Below are 23,138 nucleotides of genomic sequence, written 5' to 3'. Positions count from 1 at the left end.
ATTTTGAGCAAATTTAGGGATGTTGTAAATTTTTTTAATTTTTTTGTTAAAAATTGTGGGATTTTATTCCTACAATTTTGTATTTTTCCCCCATCTTTAACAAAAACACATTATTTTAATAACATTTCATGTTGTTTCAAGGAGTCCATATGAAAAAACTCATGATTGCATCCGCTATTGCCTTGATGTGCTTTAGCGCAAACGCTTTTGCTGAAGATGATGGCTACGGTAACGATATCCCGACTGCAAGGGAAGAAGGTACCGTTGATGATGGCTATGGAAACAAGCTTCCGTCGTCTGGTGAATCCGAATTCAAGAGCTTCACTGATGCCCGCTCGTCGTCTAATGGCAACAGCCAGTCTCGACAGCTCAACATTGGTGGCCACTTTGGCTTTGGCCTCGGTACTTACTGGGATTATCCCACGCAATTGGGCAGTAACGAGTGGTTTGGCCTGGCCTTTGATCTTGGTGGTGTGCTCAAGTATCGCGTCAATGACATGCTTGCCGTCGTGCCTGAATTGAACATCGGCTTTATCCATTCTTCTAGAAAGGTGGCTGAAGGTTATTGGTATGGTGGTTACAATATTAACGAAACTCGTCTTCTCGTCAATTTGAACATCCCAGTCACAGCACGCTTTACTCCGGTCCCTTATGCATATCTTGAAGCAGGCCTTCGCATGAACTTTAACTTTGCTACAGGCCATAGCTTGGATGCAAGCGATCAGTCAACTGGACAGACTTTTGATAGCGAAGACTTGGATACCTGGGAAGTCAAGACTTTTGTTCCGTCCGTTGTCGCAGGTCTTGGCGGTACGATCAAGGTTAAAAACCACGAAATGGATTTGGGCCTTCGTTTGAACCTTGACGTTAGCGGTATTCAGAAGGACAATAAGTTCTACGGAATGGAAGATAATTCCAAGATTTGGAATATCCAGTTCGTGCTGAACTACTACTTGTACTAATAAATTCAAGAAAGGAGAGTGGAATCCATGCTGCAAAGTGTGGATTCCTTTTTTTTTGAAAAAGGTGGCTCAAAAAATCTGAAAAAAGCGTGTTTATATAATAGAAACCTTTATAGGAGAAAATCCATGAACCACAATCAGGTTGCGCTTTTTTCAAAAACAGGATATAACTTGATGCCACGAGAAAAAATGGAACATATCGGAGTCAGTGCCTTAAGTAACGAAGAGCTGTTGTCCATTATTCTTGGGAGCGGAACTCGCGAATGCAATGTGTTTGAGCTGTCTAGGCGGCTTTCTAATTTTTTATCGACGGAAACGTCTGTTCCTACGCTTGACCGCCTTAAGAAAATTCGTGGACTTGGAAAAGTCAAGGCGGCACAGATTTTGGCCTGTCTGGAACTTTCGGGGCGCTTCATTTTAAGCGACAAGGCGATACCCGTTTCGGTCCCGGAAGATGTCCTTTCGCGCTTGTCGTACATGAAATACGAATCGCAGGAACACCTGGTGGTTGTTTCGCTAAATTCTGCTAATTACATCATTCGCGTCCATGAGCTTACGACGGGGCTTGTGAACCAGACACCCGTGCATCCGCGCGAGGCTTTTGCATTAGCCATTGAGGATCGCGCGGTATCGGTGATTTTTGCCCACAATCATCCTTCCGGATCGCTGGAGCCGAGTTCCGAGGACATGTCGATTACGCGGCTTCTCTGCGCTTCTGGTAAAATTTTGCAAATACCCGTTCTGGACCATATTATCATAGGTAAAAGTGGGTTTACAAGTTTATGCCGCTGTTTCCCAGAAATCTTTGAAAGCACATTTTTTAAGTGAATTTGTGTAAAAAAAAAGAAATAAAATGGCGAAATATAAAAAGTATGTACGATTTGTCAATTTTTTCATTATACAAAAAGTGCGGACTTTTTTTTAAAGAGTTATATTTCACATAAACATTACTATAAGGACCGCTCTATTCAAGGGTTGGTCAAAACAAGGAGACTCTATGAAACGAGTAGCAATGGGATTGGCTCTGGCGCTGGCGGTATCCGCTTACGCTGACCAGCATGCCAAGACGATCAATAAGACGGGCTTCGTCGGTGTCAATAAGACACAGTCAGCTCAGTCTCTCGGTCATTCCAAGCTTGTGTTTAATGCTTTGGGAGACTTTGCATTTGGTAACAAGATGTTCCAGCCGGAGGCTTATTACGGTTATACTCTGGAAAGAACATTTGATGAAACTCAGACTCCGGGTGCATGGAAGCAGAGAGCAGATGTTGGTAACTATAACGGTGTTAGCGCTTATGTTGGGTTCGCAATTGGTCTCTTGGACTATTTCGACCTCGGTGTGACGTTGCCGGTCTACTATGACCAGTTCAAGGGTCCGACGATGTGTGGCAAAGAAGCTAACTGCAACCCGGAAAATCTTTACGGCACCAAGAAGGGTTACGTTGGTAACTTGACGGCCAACTTGAAGATGCGTGCTCCGATTCCGTCCGATATTCCGGTGGACTTCGCTGCATTCTTCAGATATTCTTTTGCTACTTCCAAGAAGACCGAACAGGGTCTCTGGATTCGTGAACCGGAATTCATTGGTAACAAGGGTGAAGTTGCTGGTAAGGCTTACCCGTTCGGTGCCAACAAGTCCGACTTTACTGCCGGTGCTGCTTTGACTTTGGACCTTTCCAAGGTTGATGTCATGCCGCTCCTCCTCCACATCAACGGTGGCTACCGCTTGTCGATGAACAAGGACTATCTGTCCTTCCCGTTCGGTAGTGCAGCAATCGAAATCTATCCGCTCGACTTCCTCTCCTTGTTTGCTGAATTCTACATGGATTACCAGGACAAGAACTTCGAAATGAAGACTCCGGCGGGTCAGACTCTTGAAGAAAAGCTTGATATGAAGCAGGTCACGGGTGGTCTCGTATTCCACTTGCCGGTTGGCCTCGATATCCAGCTCGGTGGTTCTATGTACGTGGGTAACGATAACTACATCCACTTTGTGGAAGTTCTCGAAAACCAGGACAAGGCTAAGACTGTTGCAACCAAGATTCGCGTGAATCCGCAGTATGCCTTGTTCGGTGGCTTGACTTGGTCTGGCTTCCTCCTTCCGCAGGACCGCGATGGCGATGGCGTGTCGGATGCTGATGACCGTTGCCCGGATGACTATGGTCATCGTTTGAACGCTGGCTGCCCGATGGGCAACCCGGATAGCGACGAAGACGGTGTCTGCGACGCTTGGGTTTCTGAAAAGGGTATGCTTGACGAATTCCGCAATGTTTGCGAAGGTATCGATCAGTGCCCGAACGAAAAGGGTAATAGCACGAATGGTTGCCCGACGGATGATCCGGACCCGGATAAGGACGGCGTCTGCGATTCTTGGGTAAGCCAGAAGGGTCAGCTTGACCAGTTCAAGGAAATTTGCGAAGGCATCGACCAGTGCCCGGCTGAAGCTGGTACGCTCGTCAACAACGGTTGCCCGGAAGACAATCCGGATCCGGATGGCGACGGTCTCTGCTCTCCGTGGGTCACCGACAAGAACAAGCTCGATCAGTATGCCGGCGTCTGCAAGGGCTACGACATGTGTCCGGGTGAAGCTGGTGCTGCCGGCAATAAGGGCTGCCCGTGGGATGATCCGGACAGCGACGGCGACGGTATCTGCGATGAATGGGTTGTACAGAAGAAGCTCGGCTACTACTTCGAAAAGGCTGCCGAAGACGAATCTGTTGCTAAGGAATGGTTCATCTCCAAGACCTGTAAGGGTCTTGACAAGTGCCCGCTCGAACACGGTGTTGCCGCTAACGATGGTTGCCCGCTCCCGGATCCGGACCTTGACAAGGATGGCGTCTGCGATGCTTGGGTCACCGAAAGGAACATGTTCAACCTCTTCGAAGGTGTCTGCGCTGGTCTTGATCGCTGCCCGAATGAAGCTGGTGACGATGGCTTCGGCTGCCCGAAGAAGAAGGTAGAAAAGCTCGAAGGTATCTCCTTCAAGAGCGGTTCTGCTACTGTCAACGCTAACGCTAAGAGAATCCTTAAGGGTATCGCTCAGAAGCTCAAGGAAGACGAAGCCTATAAGGACCTCAAGATTGTGATCCAGGGTCATACCGATAACCGCGGTAAGGCTAAGAAGAACCTCAAGCTCTCTGACCGCCGCGCTAAGGCAGTTATGAAGCAGCTCACGAAGTTCGGCGTTGCCAAGAACCGTATCAAGGCTGTTGGTCTCGGCTCTACCTGCCCGGTTGACGATAACTCCACGGCAGAAGGTCGCGAAATGAACCGTCGTATTGAAATGCACTTCGTCACACCGGAAAATGACGGTATGAAGTGCGAAAGCAACTACGTTGGTGACTAATAACTTTTAGAGTCTCAACCAAAGCCCCGGGCATCCGCCCGGGGCTTTTCTTATAGTCGCAACTACGTTGCCATTATGTCATCCCGGCCGGAGCCTGTGCTGAGCGGAGTCGAAGTATGCCGGGATCGCCTTTATGAATTGCTAAATTATCACGTATGACAAAACTCGATGAAATTTTAACAGCCAATAACTTTAGCAATCACGATCTCGTTGAAATGCTCCCTGTGAACTTGAACCATAAGATGGTGCAGAAAGCGCGCCTCGGCAAGAAGCCCGTGCCCAAGCACACGCAAGACCTCATTTTGCAGGCTTTGAACAAACTCTTGTTGCAGACGGCCGCTGAAGTGGAAGGTAAGGTCGCTAAGCAGTACAAGCGCGTGGAAGTGTTCGGAAGCGATGAAGTCGCTTAGCAGTGAGCAATAGCCCATACCTCATAGCCCATACCTCATACAAACCCCTGTTTACTAACCACTAACCTCTGTCTACTGTCTACTGCCTACTGCCTACTTTTATATAATTACAATATGCAGCAATACTTAGATCTTCTCAAAGATATTATCGATAACGGTGTGGACCGTTCCGACCGCACTGGCACCGGCACTCGCTCTGTGTTTGGCCGCCAGACTCGCTTTGACCTTTCCAAGGGCTTCCCGTGCTTAACGACCAAGAAGCTCCACTTGCGCAGCATTATTCACGAACTGCTTTGGTTCTTGAAGGGTGATACGAACATCAAGTACTTGCACGATAACAAGGTTACGATTTGGGACGAATGGGCCGATGAAAATGGCGACCTGGGTCCGGTTTACGGTCACCAGTGGCGCTCCTGGCCGACACCCGATGGCGGACATATCGACCAGATTGCAAACTTGATCAATAGCCTCAAGAACAATCCGGATTCCCGCCGTCACTTGGTTTGCGCCTGGAACGTTGCCGAAGTAGACAAAATGGCTTTGCCGCCGTGCCATTGCCTGTTCCAGTTCTACGTGGGCGGTGTTGGCGCTAGTGGCAAGCGCAAGCTCAGCTGCCAGCTTTACCAGCGCAGTGCCGACATGTTCCTCGGTGTGCCGTTCAACATTGCGTCTTATTCGCTCTTGACGATGATGCTTGCCCAGGTCTGCGGTTACGAAGCGGGCGAGTTTGTCCATACTTTTGGCGACCTTCATTTGTACAGCAATCACTTTGACCAGGCTCGTGAACAGCTTTCGCGTACGCCGCGTGCGCTTCCGACGATGAAGATGAATCCTGATGTCAATGACTTGTTCGATTTCAAGTTCGAAGATTTTGAACTTGTAAATTACGACCCGTGGCCGACCATCAAGGCTCCGATTGCGGTTTAATGAACGCTTCTATCGACTTCATTGGCGATATTCATGGGCACTACGATGAACTCGTGGTGCTCCTTAAAAAGCTAGGCTACGAAGAACGTGGCGGCGCTTTCCGCTATCCGGGCGATGAACGTACGGTTGTGTTTTTAGGCGATTACATCGACCGCGGGAGTCAAGTGCGTGAGACGGTGAATTTCGTGCGCGCCATGCGCGATGCGGGTTCTGCGGTGGCGCTGATGGGCAATCACGAGTTCAATGCGCTTAGCTTTTGGCACGAGAATGGAGCCGGTGGGCGACCTATAAAAGCAATCCATGGCGGCTATCTGCGTGAGCATACTTTTAACAAAGTAGCGATTCACGTGAAGACGGTCGAGAGCTATCGCGGGCGCAAGGCGGAATTCCTGGAAATGCTGGATTTCCTCAAGACGCTCCCGCTTTACTTGGAAACGGACTTGTTCCGTGCGCAGCATGCCTGCTTTGACTTGAAATGCGCTGAGGTGCTTAAGGCCGAAAACATCCGTTCTTTTATGGATGGCGATTTCGATGAGCTGATTGCTCGCGCAAACGACAAGAATGACGAGTATGATGACTCGTTGTACTGGCCGATAAGTTTGTTCTTGAAAGGCCCTGAATTGGATTTGCCTGAAGGCTTGACTTTCCGCGATGCCGAAGGTGTACTTCGCAAGCGCACTCGTATTCGCTGGTGGATTTGCCCGAAAAACAAAAATTTGCAGGAACTCAGTTTCCAGCCGGGCGTGGAATTGCCTCCGCTCGAAGTTCCGCTTGAAATCCAGACTCGCGATTTCTATGGCGAAAGTGAACGCCCTGTTTTCTTTGGGCATTATTGGCTGACGGGTTTGCCTGAACTTATTCGTGATAACATTTGCTGCTTGGATTACAGCGTTGCTGGCTACCGTGGTGACGGGCGCCTAGTCGCTTACCGTTTTGATGGCGAACAGAAACTCGATAACCGTAAGTTCGTCTCAGTCGAAGCCGGAACAGCATTATAAAAAGCCCATACCCCATAGCCCAAAGCACCGAAGGTGCGACCCCATGGCTGATTGCCTTATTGCTATATTTATTATATGCTACAATGGGATACGCTTCTTTCTGCAACGCGTTACGGTCACCCGGCCGATCCGGACCCGAACCGTTCTGACTTCCATCGCGATTACGACCGCATCGTTTTTTCTACTGCATTTCGCCGCTTAGGCCGCAAGACTCAAGTTCACCCGTTCTCGGTGAATGACCATGTGCACAGCCGCCTCACGCACAGCCTCGAAGTTTCGAGTGTGGGCCGTAGCCTTGCGATTACGGTGTATCACCTGATTAAAAAGCATTTGCCGAAGTACGTGAACGAATACCAGTTCGGTACGATCGTGCAGTCGGCATGCCTTGCTCACGATATTGGAAACCCGCCGTTTGGCCATGCGGGCGAAGCCGCTATTCGCGAATGGTTCCGCAAGAATCGCCGTTCGGCTCCGATGTCTGAACTCAATGACAAGGAAATTGCGGATTTCGAAAACTTTGACGGTAACGCTCAAGGCCACCGCATCTTGAGTAAGCTGGAATACCACTTCCTCGATGGCGGAATGCGGCTTACGTATGCGACGATTGGCTCGATGATCAAGTACCCGCGACTTGCGTATTACGGTTGCCCGACGAGCTTGTTCCGCACTGAAGCAGAACTCTATCGCGAAACCGCAGAGATTCTGGGTATTCCAGAAATTGAAAACGGCGTCTGGGTTCGCCATCCGCTCGTGTACTTGATGGAAGCCGCGGATGATATTTGCTATTCCATTCTCGACGTAGAAGATGCAATTGAACTTGGCATTTTGACGTTTGGCGATGTGCGCAACATGTTCAGTTTCTTGTGCGGCCCGGAAGTCGATATCGACCGCGAGTTCGAAGAAAATGGCCAGAATTTCAGGGACTTCCTCAGCAGCATTCGCGGGCGCGCCATCCAGAACTTGATCGATGACGTGGCAGTGCTCTTTGTAAAGCATTACGACCGCATCATGGAAGGGACGCTCGACAAGCATCTGATTGACCTTTCCCGTTCGGATACGATGGAAGGCATCCGCATTGCAAAGCGCTTGGGCGTGGAACGCATTTACCCCGACCGCCGCAAGACGGAACTTGAAGTCGGTAGCTATACGACGCTCAGCACCGTGCTCGATGCGTTTATCAACGGTGTTTACGATTACCGCCAGAATGACCGCAATTCGTACCGTGCAAACCGCATTGTCCGCTTGATTGGACAGGCCAAGATTGGCCAGAGCGTGACGACCGCCGAAGCTTACCACCAGGTGCTTGACTTTGTGAGCGGCATGACGGACAACTATGCCACTTACCTCGCTCGTCAAATCGGCGGGCTTGCGATGGGATATTAAGAGGTCTTGCTCTGTGAGTGCGCTGGATATCGGCATCAAAAATGATGCCTCGAAAATTTGGCTGTTCGATTACGACCTCACGCTTTATGGCGAAGAGGAACGCGTTGTCTTAAATTCACTCGACCATCGCATTGCTGAATTTGTCCAAAAGACCGTGGGCGGGACTTTTGAAAGTGCAACGGAAATTCGCAAGGATTATCTGCACCGCTTTGGCACGACGCTTTCGGGACTCATGGCGATGAATGGCACCGCTCCTGACGATTTTTTTGACTTTATCCATGAACCGGAGTACCTAGTTTATCCAAAGGTGGCGCCTGAAAAGCTCGAACTCCTGAAATCGCTTGAGGGGCATCGCTTTGTGTTTACGAATGGGCGAGGGGACTGGAGCCGCGCGGGCATGGCGCACATGCAGCTCGATTCTGCGATTGAGGATGTTTTTGACCTCAAGCTTATGGATTGGGAAGGCAAGCCTCACGTGAGCGCATATGATAAAATCGAAAAATGGCTTGTGGCGCGGGGCGTCTTGGCTCAGGATTCGTCGGAAAAGTCGCAAATCGTGCTGCTCGAAGATTCGCTCCGCAATTTGGAACCCGCCCATGAACGCGGCTGGACGACCGTTCTTGTAAATCCGAACATTCAAGCGCCCAGCTGGGTGGATTTTCATATCCCGCATTTACTAAATTTACGGGAGAAGTTGATTGAATCTAGTGATCAGTCTGCCCAAAGCACCGTAGGTGCGACCCCATAACCCCAAACCCCATAGCCCTATGCTCGACTTGCTTTCCATGGATTTTATGCAGAACGCCCTCATCGCGGCGGTACTTGTAGCCATTGCCTGTGGCGTCATGGGGACGTATGTCGTGGTAAACCGCTTGACATCGCTTTCGGGCGGTGTGGCACATGCTTCGTTTGGCGGGGTGGGGCTTGCCTGCTTTATCGGCTTTTCGCCGATGCTTGGCTCGCTTGGCTTTGCACTTGCCTGTGCCATGCTCATGGGCGCTCTCACGTGGCGCGACCGCAAGCACTCCGATACGTTCATCGGGATTATCTGGGCGGCTGGCATGGCGCTTGGCGTGATTTTGACCGACTTGACTCCCGGATACAGCGGCGAGATGATGAGCTTCTTGTTCGGTAGCCTATTGACGGTGCCGACAGAACTTCTCTGGTGGATGGGCGGCTTGCTCGTGTTCATTTTGGGGGCTGTTTCTGTTTGCTACCGCAATTTCCTTTCGATTTCGTACGATCCGGAATTTGCACGTGTCCGGGGCATTCCTGTGCTGAACTACTACATGCTCTTGATTGCGCTGATTGCGCTTACGGTCGTGATTGCAGTGCAGGCGGTGGGCATGATTCTCGTGATTGCGCTTCTCACGATTCCGGCTTACATTGCGGAATGCTACGCCAAGAACTTACTACAGATGATGGTTGTTTCCGTCATCGTTTCGCTTGTACTCGTGGTGCTTGGACTTTTAGTTGCATGCCAGTTGAACTTTGTCGTCGGTCCTACGATTATTGCTGGCGGCGTCATCCTGTACTTGCTGAATTTTGCTGTAAAAAAATTTGTGAAAAAATAGGAGAGGGAAAATGTTTTCAAGATTGGGTATGTCCATTGCTGTTGCGTGTTCGTTCTTGGCCACTTCGGCTTTTTCGGCGGTTGCTCGTAACTCGTTTGACAACATGGATGTCAAGACTTCTTATTCTGAACTGTTGCAGGAGAAAAACGCCCGTAACGATTCTCTTTTGCCGGCGTTCGATGGCGACAAGGCTTTTGCTGAAGTGCTTCGCCTGAATCCAAATTTCTGGAGCTTGGGCAGTGCCATCAACAAGGAAGAATCGCTTGTGACAAAGCTCCACGTGAACTTGATTTTTGTGGATGGTACCCGCGAAGAGCCGTTCTGCGAGCTTGACAAGGCCGCAAAAAATACAGCCGATGAATGGAACGTGCGCATTGGTGCGGACTTCGTTTCCGCAGGTTCCAATACGGTGCATATTCACGTGCAGCAGTGCTTGGACTATGTGCGCGACCAGCTCGGTTACGCCATCAAGAAGGGTGACAAGATTATCCATGTGCCGCCTAAGGAAACGCTTGACAAAATCAAGAAGAGTGAAATTCCGGATGCTATCGACATTGAATTGCAGCAGACGCTTTTGAAGGCGCACGAAGATGTGAATCTCACAGGCAAGTGCCCGAAGGATATCGAAGCTTACATCATCCTCATGAATGTCTACAATCAGGTCAAGAACATGAAGATGGATTACGTGGTCATTAACGACCAGCTGAACAAGAATCGTAGCGGTTCTCGCGTACAGTCTTGCGCCTTTAGCCGCGAATGGAACAAGCGCTACCAGGAAAGCGCGAGCTTTGAATGCGATATCGACAATGACCGCTGCACTTACCGCCAGGAAAACGACGGCGATACGGAATGGTCTATCAACTACGAAAAGGATCGCTTTGAATACATCAACAAGAAGTTTCTCTTCTTCAATTTGGACCCGATGAGCATCCACAAGGGCGGCACGATGATGGATTTGCGCCTCATTCGCCTCTCGACGACGCTTTATCTTGAAGCCTACATCAACTTGAAGGGCGAACCGGTGACGCTTGGCTTGATTGTTGTTCCTGGCGACAAGACGATCAAGGACTATGAAGACGACCGCCCGTCTTACGACGAATCAAAGGAAATGACGGAATAAAAGAGTCTTTACGACATCCTGTTAATGCATTATGCCGGCCATCGAGCCGGCATTGCCTTTTTACAGCCCATTTAGACTTGATTTTTAGGGGCATTTCTTTAAAAATGCAGTAATTTATATTATATTAAGAAAGTAAATATTAAGGAGATTTTTATGAATTCTTTCGTTAAGGCTTCTCTGATTGCCGCTATGATGACGGCTCCGCTTATGGCTGACGAATCCTTTGGTGGCGTAGGCATTACGATTTATCAGGTGGGCGAAGGTGTCCACGTGGCAGAAGTCATCCCGGGTACGCCTGCTGCAGAGACCAATCTCCGTGCTGGCGATATCATCACGTCTGTTGATGGTGTAAGCCTCAAGGGACAGGATATCGAGTTTTCAAAGTCTAAGCTTCGCGGTCAGGTTAACAAGCCGCTCGAAATCACCTACACAAGCAATGGCGAAACCTATTCTGCCGTGATCCGTCGCGCTCAGATTACGGTGAAGGACTTGGACAACAAGGCCGTCAAGAACTGGTATGGCGACAAGGAACGTGTGAATGTTCATGAACTTGAAACGTTTGCCAGCGCTACCGAAAACGACAAGCAGCTCGTCGCTGTGCTTAGCCGTGGAAATCTCATCAAGAACGATGTGGCTGTAGCCTCTGCTGATGTCAACGGAATTTATGTGGAAAAGGCTAAGTCTGCCCCGAGGTTCGCAAAGACGACTCCGGTCCGCTCGGGCGATGCAAGCCTCCGCCTTTTCAGTCGCAAGGCAATTGCATTTACGCTTAAGTCTCCGGGCCGTGCAACCGTGACGATCTTGAACGCCGATGGCGAACAGGTGGCAAAGCTTGGCCTTGACAATGCTGTCGCTGGTGTGAATACGCTCAACTGGGACGGTTCCAAGATTTCGAATGGCCGCTATGTTATTTCCATTGACCACAATGGCAGCGTGAGCGGTGCAAATGCTGTGCTGAAGTAATTCGCGCTTTAAACAAAAATTTTGAAGAACGCTGCTATTTTGGAGCGTTCTTTTTTCTATCTTGTGGAACCGTGATTTTATCCAAAACCCATCGCTTTTTGTGGGCCGTTTTCGCGATTCTTGTCGCTGTGGTCTTCGCTCCTTGCTCCTATGGCGAGGAGATGACCCGCTTTGAACTCGAAGAGCGTGAACAGCCTGTCGAAGATACGACTGAGGTCGATTGGATGAACGATACGACGGGTGTCGATACGATTGAGTATCATGCTGTAGACCTGGTCTACGATGTTGAAACTTCGACTTTTAATCTGAATAAGTCGGCACAGCTCAAGTACCGTACCGCAACGCTTGAGTCGGACACGATCTGGATGGACCAGAAAAACCAGATCCTTGCGGCTTCCGGTAATCCAGTTCTCCGCGAAGCGAAAAACCCGTCTTTGTCTGGGATGCGCCTCAAGTACAACCTTAAGTCCAAAATTGGTGAAGTCTATTACGCTACTACATTCCAGGATAACCAGCAGTTGAATGGTATGGAAGTCCGCCGCTTGCCTGATACGCGAATCCAGATTGCCCGTGGCGACTTCAGTACGTGTAACGATACGACGCATCAGCACTTTTACTTCTATGGCCGACGCATGGTGGTCAAGCCCAAGGAGACGATTACTGCAAGGCCGGTGGTGTTAAACATTGCCGATGTGCCGGTGGCGGTTCTTCCGATGATTGTCGCTCCTCTCAAGAGTGGTCGTAAATCCGGCCTTTTGACGCCGAAGTTCGGTGGTGACCAGAAGCAGGGATTCTATTTGCGCAATATCGGTTTCTATTACGCCGCTAACGATTACTGGGATGCAACTCTTTCCGCTGACATTATCGAAGGCGACGAGGCTCGGTTTGAAAAATCGACCTTGTCGGGCGAAATTCGTTACAAGAAACGTTATTTGCTGGATGGCTACTTGAAGTACACGAGTTACCTCCAGGAATTTGATTTCAGCAACAGCGGTTACGACATTTCGTTTTCCCATAACCAGAACTTGACTCCGGATGCCAAGCACACGTTGAGCGGCCAGGGTTCTTTTGTGAGCGACCGAAGCATCCGTAAGGAAAATTCGCTAGAGGCGAGTACCATTTTGAACCAGCAGGCAAACGCTTCTCTTGCTTATTCTGGTAAGTTCGGGAACAACAAGAGCTTGACGGTGAAAATCTCGCAGAGCCACAACCTCACGACCGGCATGCTCGAACGCAACTTGCCCGATATCCAGTACCGCATGAGCGGAAACCTTTTCAACTTTGAACTGGAAGAAGGCGAGGTTGCCGCAGAAGATGGATCGTTCCAGTCGTTTCTTGAAAAGTTCAACTACAGCTTTACGAACCGCTTTAACTACAACATGCGCAAGGCTCGCGATACGACTTTGAACAAAGATACGGCGGCCCATTACCTGGGGTACACGGGAAATTATACATTGGATTACTCGGGACGTCTTTTTGATGTGATCAACATAACTCCGCGAGCTTCTTTTTCTGGTTACTGGACGGGTACCTCCTGGCGCAATCCGAACGATTCTTTGTACAAAAGAAAACGCTACATGAGCTTTAATCCGGATGCCGGAACTTATGGCAATGTGGCTTATAATCACAATTACAGCTTGACCGCCGATACTAAGCTCTATGGTATCTGGGTTCCTGAAATCGGACGATTCACCGGTATTCGCCACGTGCTTTCTCCGAGCGTTTCCTACACGTATGCTCCTGAAATTGATACTGTAAAGACCTTTGCGCCGCATCCGCTTTTGGGGCAGTCTCCGTATCAGGAAAAGCAACAGACGGTTGGCTTTAGCTTGAGTAACGACTTTGATATCAAGTATCTCAAGGTGGCTGGGCATGCCGATACGAGTCGTGGTGATTCGGCCAAGCGCGCGAAGGCTGTTGAAGATCAGTACGGCACTCGTCGCTTGCTCACGACAAGGCATAATTTTTCGTACAACTTTGCTGCCGATTCCCTGAATTTCTCGGATATCTCTTCGTCGTTCGGCTTCCAGATTTTGCCAGACTACATGTTTACCATCAATACGCGTCATAGCTTCTATCACAAGTACGATGTGAATCCGAACAAGGTAAGGTTCCCGGAACTCACGTATTGGGGCTACGAACTTTCAAAGAGCTTCCACTGGAGCGGAACTTTTAACGGCGGCCTTCCGTCGCAGCTTGAAAAATATGAAATGCTCAAGTGGTCGCTGAGCTTGGATTATCGTTATTCGTTTAGCAGTACGCGAGTCGCAAAGAATTTGTTCAAAGACAATATTTCTCATTCGACCGGGATCTCTGCCACATTCCAGCCGACTGTGAACTGGGATGTGTCTTACAGCACCCGCTATGATTATAATGAAGGCAAGTTTGTCTCGCACGAGTTTACGTTCAAGCGTTCGTTGCACTGCTGGCAGCTAGATTTTACGTGGACCCCGACAGGGCCTGCCGCAGGCTGGAGCTTCTCCGTGTATGTCCGCGACTTGCCGGATATCAAGCTTAACGCCGGCAGCACCGATACGAAGAGTTATGATTAATGGCTGTGGGGTATGGGCACGGGGCTTGCGCCCCTTTGAGGTATGGGGTATGAGATTATTGTCCTTAGAAATGCCCAAAGCCTTGCAAAGCAAGGCGACCCCAAAGCGAAGTGTGCTCAGAGGCACAACGTGCCGACCTCATACCTTATAACTATTGACCAATATCTAATGACCAACAACCAATGACCAATAACCAAATAATCCTTGCAAGCGGATCTCCGCGCCGTTCTGAAATTTTAAAGCAGCTGGGAGTTAAGTTCCGCGTAGTTGTCTCGGGCGAAGATGAAAAGCCCACAAGCACAAACCCGCTTGATTTTCCGCGTGAAAACGCCTGCATCAAGGCGCTGTCCGTTTCTCGCCAGGAACGCGATGCTTACGTGCTCGGCTTTGACACGCTTGTCTTTTTGGATAACGAGCCGCTTGGCAAGCCAAAATCCGAGGCGAACGCTCTTGAAATGCTGAGCAAACTAAACAACCGTTCGCATTTTGTCATCACCGGAGTTGCGATTGCGCGTAACGGAGAAATCCTCAGCGCGTCCGAGGAGAAAACAGAGGTGTTTTTCAGAAACTGCACCTTACAAGAACTCAAAGATTATGTAAATTCTAAGGACCCGATGGATAAGGCCGGCGCTTATGGCATTCAGACGAATGGCGCGCGCTTGATCAAGTCTATCAACGGTTGCTACTACAACGTGGTTGGGTTACCAGTTGCACGTACACTGGAAATGTTGGATGGTTTACAAGTTAGGGTATAGCAAATGATTCAGTTGGAAGAGAAAAATCCAAACGAACGCCTTGGTGACTTCTTGGCCCGCGTTCGCGAATCTCAAGGGCTTTCTATAGAAGATCTTGCCGAGCGCACGAAAATCTCGGTGAAAATGCTTCACTTTATCGAAGCGAGCGACTGGAAATCCTTGCCGGTTGAAGCTTATGTTCGTAGCTATTTGAATTCCGTGAGTTCAAAGCTTGGCTTGGATACAAAGGCCATCCTTAAAATGTACACCCAGGAAGTGGGTTCTAGTTACGAAATTCGTGAAGCTGAACCCATCAAGAATATCGCTCCGGTGACCGAAGACGAAAAGAAGCCGCGCAGCAAGGCCGTGCCTATAGCAATCGTAGCCATTTTGGTTCTTCTCATTGTCGGGCTTCATTTTGTAACCCGTGACAATGCTACCTCAGATGCTAAAGCCAATCCTCCGGCGGCAGTTGCTGCTGACGATTCTTCGGAAGTCAACCAGGATATGCCTGAAGGTGCAATCAAGGTTCCGGTCGATTCCATCAAGGACGAGAAAAACGAGACGGTGACGCAGGCCGAAGTCGACAAGGCTGTGAAAAAAGCTGAAAATCTCCCGGCATCTGCAACAATCTTTATCTCTTCGACCTCCAAGAAGGATACTGTGACTGGTCCGGTTTCGGATAACGGTCGCACTCGAATCGAACTCGTCGGTTCCGGCGAAATGCGTTCTTGGGTCGGCATCAAGCGCGATGAAGATGATGACGAATTTGTGAAAGAAGCGAACATTGCAACTGTTGATAACAAGCTTGTCTATACTGCAAGTGGTACGCTCTACATTGTGATTGGTGAACCGCGCGCTATCAGCAAAATGTATTTGAACGGCGTGGAAACGCCTGTGCCTGTGCCGAAGTTTGGCCGTGTGGCTCGCTTTAGTGTCTATGACGGTCGTGTCCTTAAATAAGAGGTGCTAAGATGCGTTCTTCTAAGATTTCTCGCAAGACGAGTGAAACCGACATTCAACTTTTCTTGAATTTGGACGATTGCTCCAGAGGCAAGATCAGCTCGGGTTCGGGCTTCTTGGATCATATGCTTAACTTGTTCCAAGTCCACGGTGGATTCCACCTCGATTTGACCTGCAAGGGCGATACCGAAGTCGATATGCACCACAGCATGGAAGACATCGCCATCGTGCTTGGCCAGGCGCTTGTTGAATGCCTCGGCGACAAGAAGGGTATCGAACGTTACGGTTTTTACTTTGTCCCGATGGACGAAGCCTTGAGCCGCGTGTGCATCGACTTTAGCAACCGCATCGGCTTTGTATGGAATGTGAATTTGCCCGCAGCAACCGCAGGCGAAATTGAAGCCAGCATGTTCGAACACTTCTTCAAGAGCCTCTGCGAAAACGCTCGCATGAACCTGCATGTGGAACTCTTCTATGGCAAGGATAACCACCACTGCCTGGAATCCATCTTCAAGGCTTTTGCCCGCGCCGTCGCCATGGCTGTCGCACCTTCCCGCAACGTGAAGGGCGTTCCCAGCAGCAAGGGTGTTCTGTAAGGCCCACGAGAGTCGCTGCGATTGAGAAGCGCGAAAATCGCCGAAATTGTCAAGCCCGCGAAAGCGGGCTTTATCTTTATAGTCATGCTGGACACTGTTCCGGCATTTTGTGTTGTAATAGTTCTGTTGTAAGAAATAAAAAGTATTTATTTGTAATGTGTTGGTTGAATTTGCAAATAAAAATACTATGATTTGTATGTGATTTGTTGCTTGTGATAGAAAGTGAAATATGAAGAAAATTAGAGATTTTTTTGCGGAATTATTGCTTATTTCTGTAATAATCGTTTGTGTTGTATGCTGCTTTGGAGTGTGTTATAAATATTGTAAGGATTTTTTGCATATGGATTCTAATATGATTGCTGCAATCTCAACTACTGTCGCAACAATTGCCGCTGTTGTTTTTGGTTGTTTCGGTGATAGAATAAAAGATTTTTTTTCAGAAAAACCTAACATAGTTTTTTTGCGTGTGGAAAAGATTCCACAAAATGCTCAAAATTGTCGAGCTTATGAAATTTATCGACTTGTATTCAAAAATGATTCTAGAAAAACGGTAAAAAAAATATTTGTAAAAGCTGTAGAAATTAAAGGGGCTTATGGAACTCCCCGTAAAATTGTTCCTGCTCCATTTAAATGGACTCATTTAGATAGTGTTTATCGTGATGTTGCTTCTGGACAATGTGTCTATTTGGACTTTATAGAGTCCTCAGTGGATATGGTAAATCGTCTTTCTACCAAATTTGTTTTACCTCATTTGAATCAAAATCCACAGATGACGTATGTTACGGGGAATTGCTTTGTGAAAATTAAATGTTATGGAGATAATATAGAATCGAGCGAAATCAATTTGAAAATTGATTATGTTAGTAATGGGCTAGGGGCATTGCCGAATATTAATGTGGAAAAGGTGTAGTTTTAACCGCTTCCCCCCACACACATCTTGTAAATCTTTCCAAGGCGGAACTTCGGTTTCGCCTTTTTCTGTAAAAATTGGCTAATTGTGTAAGAAAATTAACGTAAATTTTTGTTAATATTTTCCTTTGATATTTCAAGAAAAAATTTATGTTTCGCATTGTATGGGTGATATCGCGAGGTCGATATGAAGGTAATTTCTACGACGTTGAAATTAGCGTGTTGTCCGTTGTCTTTTCATGATATTGCATGGGTCAAGAACGATGCAAATGTGTTGAAAGCAGTCAGCGAAGCCCATGTGTATATGGTCGCTAAGAAGTCGCGCCTTTATTTTGGCAATCTGAAATTTAATGGCCATAAGATAGAATTTGATCTTGTCGGCGTTCATGGGCGCTTAAGTGTATCGATCCCTACAAAAGAGCCTATTTTCAAGACTAGCACGAAAAAAACTCTTGTTTTAGATGCCGGTGATAAAGAAATACACATTCTTGCAAATAACGAGGTTGTCCCCGTTGCTCATCGATTGAAAATCTATGAGGTTGATTCGGGCTTGTACGAAAAAGCGAGCGCTAAGGATCTGAAGAAGTGCCTTGATGAGGACTCTTTTGTCACTTGGCTTACGCCTGAAAAAATTTTGTACCTCTATTTGAGCAAGCAACTCCATATTCCGAACTTTGATAAGTCCAAAGAGTTCTTTTGGGATTACGAGGTGATGTTCATAGGGAAGGTGACTGGCGAAAATGTAAAGGCTCATCATGGGCATCATGAGTCGATTCTGGATATGCTGGAATCTGAAATTGAGGATTATGAGGACGTCCGCGATGACGTTGTTTTGCTGTTCTTTGATGTCCTGGAACGCGATAATAGCCTTCTAATCGGTAATTCTGTTTCGATAAATGAGTTTCAATCTCCGCTGATGGGGAAAAATTTCCCATCTGTCGAATTGCTTTCGCTGGAAACTGAGCGTGTCTTTATTGAAAAGTTCAAGCCCAAGTACAATGCGGCCCTGTTTCATTCAAACTTTGCATGTAATGGAGATTCCGAATTCGCCAAAATTGATATTGCTGATTTTTCCGTTGACGATTGCATTACCCTTATGTTTAAGGGGATGGATTGGCTGGGCGGCCCAAAGGGGAACTGCCTTGTCTATAGCAAAAACGAAGAATTGAATGTGATGCCGCCGGCTGTTTTTGATGATTTCCTGGAAAGGAAATTTATCGAATCTGTGCTTGCGTGTTAGTGTTCGGTAAAAACGTATTTTTGCTTATGAAACACACTGTTTCATATGGTAAAGTGAAAATTTTAAAATAGCGTTTTTAAGCGTTGATTTTGTAAAAATTTACGCAATTTTGTTTTGTGTACATTGCTTTTTTAGGACAGATTATTTATTTTAGCTTTAGAAAAGCGAATAAATATGAAATCCGTTTTTGAATATAGAGATTATCGCGCGTACATGCAGGATTTTTACGAATGCCGTAAAAAGAAGTCTGCGTTTACGTGGCGCAGATTTGCAATGCTTGCCGGGTTTTCGTCATCGGGTTTTTTGAAACTTGTTTGTGACGGTAAAACGCGGCTTTCAAAAATTGGTGTTGAAAAAGTTTTGCCTGCAATGAATTTGTCTGGTACGCAGGCGGATTATTTCCGTGAAATGGTTACGTTTTGTGATTCTTCGAATCCAGATCTGCGCCAGGCGGCTTTTGAAAAGATGATGCAGATTGCGCAAGGGAATAAAATTGAGTTTTTAGAATCCAAGTCCTTTGCGTATTTTTCGTCGTGGGTGAATCCGGCTCTCAGGGAACTTGCTCCGATTATGAAAGGCGCTACTCCGCTTGAAATGGGGCATGCGCTTATTCCGCCGATTCCTGCCGCCGATGCTCGAAAATCTTTAGAGCTTCAGGAATCGCTTGGCGTTCTGAAAAAGGATGAATGCGGAAATTATGTGCAAACGAGTGTGGGCATTTCGAGTTCTCGCGAAGTTGTTTCTGCAACGGTTGTCAATATGCAAAAGCAATATGCGAATCTTGCGTCTGATGCTTTGAACAGGTTTTCACGAAGGGAACGGCATATTTCTGGGGTGACTATGGGGCTTGATAAGGAGGCTTACGAACGCCTTACTGAAGAACTGGACGCTTTCCGTAAAAAAGTGGCGAGCATTGTTTCTAACGTAAAGAAATACGATTGTGTTTATCGTATGAATTTGCAACTGTTTCCGTTGTGTAAAAAAGTGGGGGATAAATGAAAACTGTAGATTTTATTCGAAATTTCTTTGCCGTAGGCTGTACTTGTATGGCTTTTATTGCCGGTTGTGCTGGGTTTACCGATGATTCGAATACGACTGGTATGGTCGATGAAGATAATTCTCTGGAAGATGCTTTTGCGATGAGCCGCGTGGTGGAAAAGGGCAAGGTGCTGGTTAATGCGTCTCAGGATTCTATAACGTTTGTATCTGAAATTTTTGGAGGCTGCTTTAAGCGCGATGGATCGCTCTTCTATGATCCAGACTATTATTTTGCCGATACAAATCACTATGCCTATAACTTCCGCAATGATACATTGCAACTTTCTTTCATTTACGAAGATCAAACAACAAAAGAACTTGAGACGGTTCAATATGTTGGCGGAACTTCTGGCGAGTTGGATGGAACTTGGCGCCTGACGCCGTGCTTTTATATCGATGGCGTCTATTACTGTAACAATGACGCTTACGATAAGTTTATTAAACTCGATGGAAACGATGTTGAATTCCGTGCTGGTGATATGGCAAACTATGATTATATGAACTCGGATTTTGTGGGTGATGTATTCCGGTTCTTGAACGGTAACAACACCATTATGTTCGAAGATGTTTTCTATTCACGTACTAACAATAGTCCTGAGAAATACGGAATTACGGTTCAGGAGAAAACGAATAAGAGCATAAAGTTTACGCATGAAGGTCGTACGTTTGACTTGAAACTGGATTATGTCCGTTATAGCGATAGCGTGGCTGTAAGGCTTACGTCTAACGGGACGACATGCGTTGGCCATTATAGCAAGATGAATCATGTCACGCCTGAATTATGCCGTGAAGAAAATGCACCTTATCTGGATTTTCTCACAAAAGATTCGGATTCAGATGCGCATGCGTTGCGATATAAAAAGGACAATATTTCTGAATTTGAAAAATGCATTGAAAGCATTATCGGGCGTGAATAAAAATACTGTAAACCGTGTTAGGAAGAAAATATGTTGTTTGAAAAAATGATGAAGGTCGCCGCAGTCGTTCTCTTGCTAGCCGGTGGGGCTGAATCGGCTGCTGCGACTGACAGACCTTTGCGATTGGGAACTCACTTGAACTTGAGTAAGGTTAACGAGATTACCGATGCTCCCTGGGGTGTTTATGCGGACGGTGTCGGGTCCGGCGCAACGCTTTCGTTTGATGCGCTGTACCAGCTTTCGAACCGTTTTGCGCTGCATCCTTCGGTCGGGCTAGACTACCGCTATTTTATTTCGGACGATCAACAAATGGGTGTTAGCTGCGATGGATGCTCAGAATCTTTGTGGGAAGGTGATAATAAGGATTATCTACTTTATTTAGAAATTCCTGTGATGGCGCAGTTCCAGATTCCAGAAATAATTTATTTCGAGGCGGGGCCGGTTTTTGATTTTTTGCTTATGCGAAAAAGTGAATTTTATATTCCGAAAGAACATCGGCAGGACAAATGCCATGACGACCGCTTTTTCGGAGCAGGCTTATCTGTAGGTCTCGGACACGAATTTTCTTTTGGCCTCTTTGTCGATGTGCACTTGTCATATCAACTGACCGATGTTGTGACGGTCAATAAAACTTGTGGCAGCTACACCGTTTCTGGATGGAATAGCCGTACGGACAATGCGACGGGTACCGAATCCGTCGAAAAGGAATTCGAATATATCGACGAAGGTATGGTCGGTTCGTATTACCTATTCAACAAAATTCAGCTCGGCATCGGCTATTGGTTTTAAACGATTCTCGCTTTATCGAATAATGCCCATACCTCAAAGCAACCATAGGTTGCGACCTCATTACACCGGTGTCTTGCTCTTTTCTCCGGCGATTTCTCGCACGAGCTTGGGCACTTGATAGCCGGGGAGCTTGGTGCGGATTTGCGCGATGAACTCTCGGGCTCGTTCGTCGCTGACTTCAAAATGGGCGACACCTTTCGCGTGGTCGAGCTGGTGCAGGTAGTAGGGGAGCACTCCTTGCTCAAATAGCCTGCGGCTCAAGCGTTCAAGCGTTTCGGCTTCGTCGTTCACGCCTTTCAAAAGAACGCTCTGGTTCAAGAGCGTCCAACCGCTGAATTTAAGTTGTGCAAAAACGGCGGCAGATTCTTCGTCCAATTCATCAGGGTGGTTCACGTGTACCACGAGTACGCAGTTGAATCGCGCGGGGAGTTCGCGCAAAAGTTCAAAATGCTGCATCACGAGGTCCGGTCGCATGATCGGGAGTCGCGTGTGGATGCGGAGCGTCGTGACAGACGGGTGGAATGCGATTGCTTCCACGAGGTCGCGGAACGGTCCCGGGCCAAGCGTGAGCGGGTCTCCGCCCGAGAGGATGACTTCCCAAATGCTCGTATGGACGTCGAGCCAGTTCGAAACTTCACTCGCGATATTCTGTGTGTCCTGGAAGGGGTAATTGCGCCTAAAGCAGAACCTGCAGCGCACACCGCAGGCAGAAGTCGAAACGATGAGGGCGCGGTTGTCGTACTTTTGCAAGATGCATTCGGACTTGCCGGCGGGGAGGTCGCCCACAGGGTCATCGACAAAGCCGGGGGCTTCCTTGAGTTCGTCCTTGCTTGGGAGAACCTCGCGTAGCAGTTTGACGGGCTCGGCCGAATTCTTGATGAGGTCGGCGTAGTGCTTGGAACAGTTGAATGCGAACGTGGGCTCTTGGTCGAGGTTTGTGCGCATTTCGCTTGTCAAACCGGTAAAATCATTGCCCAAATAGTCTAAAAATTCAGAAATATGCGTGAAGGTTTTAACAGAATTGTCCATTATATTGCTAAATTTAGAATCAAAAACCAAAAGAGGATAATATGGGTACTGTAAGCACCAACGAATTCCGTAAAAAATTGAAAATCATGGTTGATGGTCAGCCGTATGAAATCATCGAAAACCAGTTTGTGAAGCCGGGTAAGGGTCAGGCTTTCAACCGCGTTCGTATCAAGAACTTGGTGACAGGCCGTACTCTCGAACGCACTTGGAAGAGCGGTGATACGGTGGAAGAAGCTGATGTGACCTACACCGAAATGACCTACCTCTACAACGACGGTTCTACTTGGTACTTCCTCAACAGCGAAACTCAGGAAACTGAAGAAATCTCCAAGGAAGCTCTCAATGGCTGCGAAGTCTGGCTCCTCGATGGCGCAACTGTCGAAGTCACTTGGTGGAAGGACCCGAAGACGATGGCTACACTTCCGATCGAAGTTATCCCGCCGACCTTCGTTGACTTGATGATCGTTGACGCACCTCCGGCAGTTCAGGGCAACACCAGCGGTAACGTGATGCGTGAAGCTACTCTCGAAACTGGCGCTAAGGTGATGATTCCGCTCTTCATCGAAAACAACACCAAGATCCGCGTGGACACCCGCGACGGTTCTTACCTCGAACGCGCTAAGTAATCTTGTCATCCTGGAGCGCGTAGCGCGGAAGACAACTCAGAAGGCGAGTGTTGCGACCATGC

General features: G+C 47.8%; 22 protein-coding genes. 21 read left to right on the top strand and 1 reads right to left on the bottom strand.

Annotation, left to right across the window (positions count from 1 at the left end):
- Nucleotides 1-149: 149 nt before the first annotated feature.
- The 20 genes from B7990_RS05715 (at nucleotide 150) to B7990_RS05620 (ending at nucleotide 21,421) form a co-directional block, all read left to right on the top strand.
- Nucleotides 150-962 carry a porin family protein gene (locus tag B7990_RS05715; protein ID WP_088640068.1) on the top strand — a complete coding sequence of 271 codons (813 nt, stop codon included), beginning with the start codon at nucleotides 150-152 and terminating at the stop codon, nucleotides 960-962.
- A 27-nt stretch (nucleotides 963-989) separates the two neighbouring features.
- Nucleotides 990-1,790, top strand: coding sequence for a DNA repair protein RadC (radC, locus tag B7990_RS05710; protein WP_254917372.1), 801 nt, complete (start codon nucleotides 990-992; stop codon nucleotides 1,788-1,790).
- Nucleotides 1,791-1,959: 169 nt separating this feature from the next.
- Nucleotides 1,960-4,308 carry an OmpA family protein gene (locus B7990_RS05705; RefSeq protein ID WP_088640067.1) on the top strand — a complete coding sequence of 783 codons (2,349 nt, stop codon included), beginning with the start codon at nucleotides 1,960-1,962 and terminating at the stop codon, nucleotides 4,306-4,308.
- A gap of 155 nt (nucleotides 4,309-4,463) precedes the next feature.
- Nucleotides 4,464-4,718, top strand: a complete 255-nt coding sequence (locus tag B7990_RS05700; protein WP_088640066.1) for a hypothetical protein — start codon at nucleotides 4,464-4,466, stop codon at nucleotides 4,716-4,718.
- A gap of 114 nt (nucleotides 4,719-4,832) precedes the next feature.
- The gene (locus B7990_RS05695) at nucleotides 4,833-5,645 is read left to right on the top strand and encodes a thymidylate synthase (RefSeq protein ID WP_088640065.1); all 813 of its coding nucleotides are present in this window, start codon (nucleotides 4,833-4,835) and stop codon (nucleotides 5,643-5,645) included.
- On the top strand, nucleotides 5,645-6,643 hold the full coding sequence (locus B7990_RS05690; RefSeq protein WP_088640064.1) for a metallophosphoesterase: 999 nt from the start codon (nucleotides 5,645-5,647) through the stop codon (nucleotides 6,641-6,643). The genes B7990_RS05695 and B7990_RS05690 overlap by 1 nt, the downstream gene beginning before the upstream one ends.
- A gap of 75 nt (nucleotides 6,644-6,718) precedes the next feature.
- Nucleotides 6,719-8,026, top strand: coding sequence for a deoxyguanosinetriphosphate triphosphohydrolase (locus B7990_RS05685; RefSeq protein WP_088640063.1), 1,308 nt, complete (start codon nucleotides 6,719-6,721; stop codon nucleotides 8,024-8,026).
- A complete protein-coding gene (locus tag B7990_RS05680; RefSeq protein ID WP_254917345.1) occupies nucleotides 7,977-8,774 on the top strand; it encodes a pyrimidine 5'-nucleotidase in 798 nt (265 codons plus the stop codon). The genes B7990_RS05685 and B7990_RS05680 overlap by 50 nt, the downstream gene beginning before the upstream one ends.
- A 19-nt stretch (nucleotides 8,775-8,793) precedes the next feature.
- Nucleotides 8,794-9,600: a metal ABC transporter permease gene (locus B7990_RS05675; protein ID WP_088640061.1), complete on the top strand. Its 807-nt coding sequence runs from the start codon at nucleotides 8,794-8,796 to the stop codon at nucleotides 9,598-9,600.
- A 10-nt stretch (nucleotides 9,601-9,610) separates the two neighbouring features.
- Nucleotides 9,611-10,720, top strand: a complete 1,110-nt coding sequence (locus B7990_RS05670; protein ID WP_088640060.1) for a hypothetical protein — start codon at nucleotides 9,611-9,613, stop codon at nucleotides 10,718-10,720.
- 153 nt (nucleotides 10,721-10,873) lie between these two features.
- Complete coding sequence (locus B7990_RS05665; protein WP_088640059.1) at nucleotides 10,874-11,683, top strand: PDZ domain-containing protein; 810 nt, start codon at nucleotides 10,874-10,876, stop codon at nucleotides 11,681-11,683.
- 71 nt (nucleotides 11,684-11,754) lie between these two features.
- Entirely contained in the window at nucleotides 11,755-14,235 is a 2,481-nt protein-coding gene (locus B7990_RS05660) for a putative LPS assembly protein LptD (protein ID WP_254917344.1), read from the top strand.
- Between the two features lie 182 nt (nucleotides 14,236-14,417).
- The gene (locus B7990_RS05655; RefSeq protein WP_088640057.1) at nucleotides 14,418-14,990 is read left to right on the top strand and encodes a nucleoside triphosphate pyrophosphatase; all 573 of its coding nucleotides are present in this window, start codon (nucleotides 14,418-14,420) and stop codon (nucleotides 14,988-14,990) included.
- Nucleotides 14,991-14,993: 3 nt separating this feature from the next.
- Nucleotides 14,994-15,932 carry a helix-turn-helix transcriptional regulator gene (locus B7990_RS05650; RefSeq protein WP_088640056.1) on the top strand — a complete coding sequence of 313 codons (939 nt, stop codon included), beginning with the start codon at nucleotides 14,994-14,996 and terminating at the stop codon, nucleotides 15,930-15,932.
- 11 nt (nucleotides 15,933-15,943) lie between these two features.
- Nucleotides 15,944-16,528: an imidazoleglycerol-phosphate dehydratase HisB gene (gene hisB / locus B7990_RS05645; RefSeq protein ID WP_088640055.1), complete on the top strand. Its 585-nt coding sequence runs from the start codon at nucleotides 15,944-15,946 to the stop codon at nucleotides 16,526-16,528.
- Nucleotides 16,529-16,757: 229 nt separating this feature from the next.
- A complete protein-coding gene (locus B7990_RS05640) occupies nucleotides 16,758-17,438 on the top strand; it encodes a hypothetical protein (RefSeq protein ID WP_141099221.1) in 681 nt (226 codons plus the stop codon).
- A 186-nt stretch (nucleotides 17,439-17,624) separates the two neighbouring features.
- Nucleotides 17,625-18,677, top strand: a complete 1,053-nt coding sequence (locus B7990_RS05635; RefSeq protein ID WP_088640053.1) for a hypothetical protein — start codon at nucleotides 17,625-17,627, stop codon at nucleotides 18,675-18,677.
- A gap of 174 nt (nucleotides 18,678-18,851) precedes the next feature.
- Nucleotides 18,852-19,676, top strand: coding sequence for a TIGR02147 family protein (locus B7990_RS05630; RefSeq protein ID WP_088640052.1), 825 nt, complete (start codon nucleotides 18,852-18,854; stop codon nucleotides 19,674-19,676).
- The gene (locus B7990_RS05625) at nucleotides 19,673-20,632 is read left to right on the top strand and encodes a hypothetical protein (protein WP_141099220.1); all 960 of its coding nucleotides are present in this window, start codon (nucleotides 19,673-19,675) and stop codon (nucleotides 20,630-20,632) included. Before B7990_RS05630 ends, B7990_RS05625 begins: the two co-directional genes overlap by 4 nt.
- A 30-nt stretch (nucleotides 20,633-20,662) precedes the next feature.
- Entirely contained in the window at nucleotides 20,663-21,421 is a 759-nt protein-coding gene (locus tag B7990_RS05620; protein WP_088640050.1) for an outer membrane beta-barrel protein, read from the top strand.
- A gap of 60 nt (nucleotides 21,422-21,481) precedes the next feature.
- Here the strand turns inward: B7990_RS05620 and B7990_RS05615 are convergent, their stop codons facing one another.
- Nucleotides 21,482-22,450 carry a KamA family radical SAM protein gene (locus tag B7990_RS05615; protein ID WP_088640049.1) on the bottom strand — a complete coding sequence of 323 codons (969 nt, stop codon included), beginning with the start codon at nucleotides 22,448-22,450 and terminating at the stop codon, nucleotides 21,482-21,484.
- 41 nt (nucleotides 22,451-22,491) lie between these two features.
- On the opposite strand from B7990_RS05615, the gene efp reads away from it, so the two are divergent.
- Entirely contained in the window at nucleotides 22,492-23,076 is a 585-nt protein-coding gene (efp, locus tag B7990_RS05610) for an elongation factor P (protein WP_072827029.1), read from the top strand.
- Nucleotides 23,077-23,138: the final 62 nt, after the last annotated feature.

The organism is Fibrobacter sp. UWB4 (assembly GCF_002210345.1).
Classification (GTDB): Bacteria; Fibrobacterota; Fibrobacteria; order Fibrobacterales; family Fibrobacteraceae; genus Fibrobacter.
Note: the sequence above shows the minus strand (reverse complement) of the source record. Positions and strands in the feature narration are given on the sequence as shown.

Excerpts from the sequence above, each read along its gene's own strand:
- B7990_RS05680 (WP_254917345.1), top strand. The coding sequence starts at position 7,977 with ATGCCACTTACCTCGCTCGTCAAATCGGCGGGCTTGCGATGGGATATT.
- B7990_RS05625 (WP_141099220.1), top strand. The coding sequence starts at position 19,673 with ATGAAAACTGTAGATTTTATTCGAAATTTCTTTGCCGTAGGCTGTACT.
- B7990_RS05615 (WP_088640049.1), bottom strand. The coding sequence starts at position 22,450 with ATGGACAATTCTGTTAAAACCTTCACGCATATTTCTGAATTTTTAGAC.
- B7990_RS05675 (WP_088640061.1), top strand. The coding sequence starts at position 8,794 with ATGCTCGACTTGCTTTCCATGGATTTTATGCAGAACGCCCTCATCGCG.
- efp (WP_072827029.1), top strand. The coding sequence starts at position 22,492 with ATGGGTACTGTAAGCACCAACGAATTCCGTAAAAAATTGAAAATCATG.
- B7990_RS05685 (WP_088640063.1), top strand. The coding sequence starts at position 6,719 with ATGCTACAATGGGATACGCTTCTTTCTGCAACGCGTTACGGTCACCCG.
- B7990_RS05700 (WP_088640066.1), top strand. The coding sequence starts at position 4,464 with ATGACAAAACTCGATGAAATTTTAACAGCCAATAACTTTAGCAATCAC.
- B7990_RS05635 (WP_088640053.1), top strand. The coding sequence starts at position 17,625 with ATGAAGGTAATTTCTACGACGTTGAAATTAGCGTGTTGTCCGTTGTCT.
- B7990_RS05650 (WP_088640056.1), top strand. The coding sequence starts at position 14,994 with ATGATTCAGTTGGAAGAGAAAAATCCAAACGAACGCCTTGGTGACTTC.
- B7990_RS05715 (WP_088640068.1), top strand. The coding sequence starts at position 150 with ATGAAAAAACTCATGATTGCATCCGCTATTGCCTTGATGTGCTTTAGC.
- B7990_RS05695 (WP_088640065.1), top strand. The coding sequence starts at position 4,833 with ATGCAGCAATACTTAGATCTTCTCAAAGATATTATCGATAACGGTGTG.
- B7990_RS05690 (WP_088640064.1), top strand. The coding sequence starts at position 5,645 with ATGAACGCTTCTATCGACTTCATTGGCGATATTCATGGGCACTACGAT.
- B7990_RS05620 (WP_088640050.1), top strand. The coding sequence starts at position 20,663 with ATGTTGTTTGAAAAAATGATGAAGGTCGCCGCAGTCGTTCTCTTGCTA.
- B7990_RS05665 (WP_088640059.1), top strand. The coding sequence starts at position 10,874 with ATGAATTCTTTCGTTAAGGCTTCTCTGATTGCCGCTATGATGACGGCT.
- B7990_RS05705 (WP_088640067.1), top strand. The coding sequence starts at position 1,960 with ATGAAACGAGTAGCAATGGGATTGGCTCTGGCGCTGGCGGTATCCGCT.
- B7990_RS05640 (WP_141099221.1), top strand. The coding sequence starts at position 16,758 with ATGAAGAAAATTAGAGATTTTTTTGCGGAATTATTGCTTATTTCTGTA.
- B7990_RS05630 (WP_088640052.1), top strand. The coding sequence starts at position 18,852 with ATGAAATCCGTTTTTGAATATAGAGATTATCGCGCGTACATGCAGGAT.
- B7990_RS05670 (WP_088640060.1), top strand. The coding sequence starts at position 9,611 with ATGTTTTCAAGATTGGGTATGTCCATTGCTGTTGCGTGTTCGTTCTTG.
- hisB (WP_088640055.1), top strand. The coding sequence starts at position 15,944 with ATGCGTTCTTCTAAGATTTCTCGCAAGACGAGTGAAACCGACATTCAA.
- radC (WP_254917372.1), top strand. The coding sequence starts at position 990 with ATGCTGCAAAGTGTGGATTCCTTTTTTTTTGAAAAAGGTGGCTCAAAA.
- B7990_RS05655 (WP_088640057.1), top strand. The coding sequence starts at position 14,418 with ATGACCAATAACCAAATAATCCTTGCAAGCGGATCTCCGCGCCGTTCT.